This is a genomic window from Vibrio sp. 10N.261.52.A1 (assembly GCF_002876325.1).
In the GTDB taxonomy this organism is placed as follows: Bacteria; Pseudomonadota; Gammaproteobacteria; order Enterobacterales; family Vibrionaceae; genus Vibrio; species Vibrio chagasii.
Genome location: NZ_MCYD01000337.1, coordinates 1 through 3220, shown reverse-complemented (window position 1 = coordinate 3220; position 3220 = coordinate 1). Strand labels below are relative to the sequence as shown.

At 44.6% G+C, this 3220-nt stretch carries 4 protein-coding genes; all 4 read right to left on the bottom strand.

Features of this window, described 5'->3' with window-relative positions; genetic code table 11:
* Positions 1-903: 23S rRNA (cytidine(2498)-2'-O)-methyltransferase RlmM (gene rlmM / locus BCT81_RS04180; RefSeq protein WP_102423324.1), on the bottom strand; the 903-nt coding region annotated here is incomplete at its 3' end.
* Entirely contained in the window at positions 900-1298 is a 399-nt protein-coding gene (locus BCT81_RS04175) for a DUF423 domain-containing protein (RefSeq protein ID WP_102423323.1), read from the bottom strand. The genes BCT81_RS04175 and rlmM, both read right to left, overlap by 4 nt.
* Positions 1288-1911, bottom strand: a complete 624-nt coding sequence (locus BCT81_RS04170; protein ID WP_004738519.1) for an alpha/beta fold hydrolase — start codon at positions 1909-1911, stop codon at positions 1288-1290. Before BCT81_RS04170 ends, BCT81_RS04175 begins: the two co-directional genes overlap by 11 nt.
* Positions 1904-2812: a transcriptional regulator GcvA gene (locus BCT81_RS04165; protein ID WP_102423322.1), complete on the bottom strand. Its 909-nt coding sequence runs from the start codon at positions 2810-2812 to the stop codon at positions 1904-1906. The genes BCT81_RS04170 and BCT81_RS04165 overlap by 8 nt, the downstream gene beginning before the upstream one ends.
* Between the last annotated feature and the right edge of the window lie 408 nt (positions 2813-3220).

Here is a 3220-nt window from a genome sequence, read left to right as displayed (position 1 = left end):
TTTCGCCCAACCTTTGATGATCCACTCACCCATAAGGTGTGCAACGCGCGCTGGTTTTTCAACCATGTCACAGATGATCCAAGTGACGTTCTTACGGTCTGGTTCGAACTTAAAGCCATCCACCATGTGGTGTTTGATTTGGCCAGTTTCCATCAGGCTGTCTGCCATCATGCCATTATCAACACAGTGAACGAACATAGAACGTTTCACTAGTTGGTAAGTCCAACCGCCTGGACAAGCACCTAAATCTACACCCCACATACCCGGAGCAAGACGCTCATCCCATTCATCACGAGGGATAAATACGTGGAACGCTTCTTCTAGCTTCAATGTAGAACGGCTTGGCGCGTCTGAAGGGAACTTCAAACGAGGGATGCCCATGAAGAACTGTGAGTTGTTGGTTGGATAAGAATAACCAACAAAACAGTGACCCGGCGCGATGAAGCATAAATGAAGCACAGGCTTCTTAGCGTTATCCTTAGCTGTCATCAAACCTTTGCCACGCATTGCTTGGCGCATTGGAACAGTAAACTTACGACAGAACTTCAGTAGCTCTTTTGCTTCGTTAGTATCTGGCGTTTCAATACGGATATCACCACAGCGAGGGAAGCCTTCTTTCTCAGAAAGCGCCTCAAGAATTGGAGAGATACGGTCATCAGTTGGCAGGTCTTTGATTTCAACCGCTACAGCTAGCATTTGACGAGCAAAGATCAATGATTGGAAATCGATCTCTTTGATCAACTTGTCCGCTTCACCAGCTTGGTAACATTCAAACAGTACAAAACCGGTATTGTTCTTTAAGCGAGGAAAACCAAACACTTCCAGTTGTGTTGCCTTGTCTTGAATTTCGCCAGCACATTCTTTTTCAAAACCAGAGCGACAATAAAGTAGTACGTGTTTCACTGAGTTACCTCTTTTATATTCAAAGCAGCGAAGGAGAAGACTCCCCAACCAATGATAAATAGTAGACCACCAAACGGAGTTATTGGGCCAAACCATTTTATTCCTGTCAGTGCCAGCGCATACAGGCTACCACTAAAACAAAGGATGCCGATGATAAAGCAAATTGCCGCAATGAAAAAATATTTTTGTGATTTAGCGCCAAGTTTCATCTGTAGCAGAGCGCCGCACGCTAATATCGCTAACGTATGGATAAACTGATACTGAACCCCTGTCTCGAATACGCCCAGAAGATACTCAGGTAGAATCGCCTTTAACCCGTGTGCAGCGAACGCACCAAGCATCACCGCAATCGCGCCAGAGATGCCAGCAAACATGAGTAAATCCTTACTTCTCATTGAGCACCTCTTTAATGAATGCTGAGAGCTTCTCAACCGTTAATGCGATGTTCTGCTGTTCTGTGTAGCCAGAGCTCTTGCGCGGCTTGAAGCTGTGATCGCCATCGGGAATAAACTCAACTCGAATGGAATCCGATAGGTCGAAATCAGCAAACTCTTCACGCTTACCAAAGGTATCGCGTTCCCCTTGAAGAATCAGACATGGCTTTTGCAAAGAAGCGAGGTGTTCACCTTTATAATTCTCTGGCTTACCCGGAGGATGAAAAGGGAAACCTAAACAAGCCATCGCTGCCACTTTATCCAACTCAGATAAATGACTCGCCATGCGGCCTCCCATCGACTTACCACCAATCACAAGCTTGTCAGCATCAGTTTGCTCAATGATCTCTTGATAAGCTTCAAGCAGCTTAGGCGCTCTGTCAGGTGGACGACGCTTACCATCTTCGGCACGCTTGATCATATAAGGGAAATTGAAGCGAACCACTCGTATCCCTTTAAAGGCTAATCCTTTGGCTACCGACTGCATGAACTCATGATCCATACCAGCGCCCGCACCGTGCGCAAAGATAAAGGTGATCGGATTATCTTCACCATCAATAATGATGCTACTCATCAAGTAAGTCCTCTTGTTCACTTTGTGCTTTAGCCAGCATCCAATCACGGAAAGTAGCGATACGGCCCATGTCGGCTTGTTTCTCATGACACACCACATAGAAAGCGTTCTTGCTTACCAACACCTCATCAAATGGCGCAATCAAACGACCCGCTTCGATTTCAGGTTGTGCAAGAACGTTGTTACCCAGCGCAATACCCTGCCCGTGTGCGGCAGCTTGCAACACCATGGTTGAGTGGCTGAAGATCGGTCCATGGTTAACATTTACCCCATCGATACCATTTTGTTTCGCAAACTGTTTCCAATCTTTACGAGACGTGTCATGCAATAGTGTATGACATGTTAAATCTTTTAGAGATTCTAATGGTTTTGTTCCCAATAACACAGATGGGGAGCAGAGAGGAACCAAGTACTCTTGATACAATTTATCGGCTCTCAAGCCCGGCCAGTTACCTCGACCATAGTAGATTGCGACGTCCACATCGTCGGTCAACGAGCCTTCATCCATATCAACAGCCTTAATTCGAACATCGATATCAGGTTCTTGTTGATTAAAGTCAGCAAGCCTTGGTACTAACCATTGAATCGCAAAGCTTGGTGGCAAACTGATGGTTAACGCGCCCTTCTCACTTCTCTCAAGCACCTTATCAGTGGCCTCAGCCAATGATGTAAATATATCTTTGATATCTAAGAAGTAGCTTTGCCCTTCTTCAGTGAGCAGCAAAGAACGGTTTCTTCGGCGAAAAAGCTTCAAAGACAGAAACTCTTCTAAAGCTTTTATCTGGTGACTAACCGCAGCTTGAGTAACAAACAACTCTTCAGCGGCACGCGTAAAACTCAAGTGCCGAGCCGCAGCTTCAAACACTCTTAGCGAGTTTAATGGGGGTAATCGACGAGACATAGTTACTCTCTAAATAAGCATTAGTTTTTTTTATCTGAAACATTATAATTTGTCCGTTGCCTAGCGGCTAGAGAAATTCTATATTTCATTCCGCAGCAGCTAGCCTGAACGGCTTGATTCTCTCTAGAATCAATTGGCTTAGCTCCTGCGATGTTGTGTTTGCAAACTCGTACTTTTCGAGTTGGGTAGAGTTCTACCAAATGTTTTGTTGCAGCTACGCGCTGAAACGAGGCATCTACTTCCTGTATTTATTTTGACCTGTCTGTCAAATTTGTTTACACCGCCTATTAGGCGGTGTTTTTTTATGCCCAAAGAAAAGTAACAACAAGTTTATCAATAGCTGTGCTAATTAATTCTTACTATTTCTTTACTCTACTCACAAAATGTAAAGCCTACTTACTTAAACAA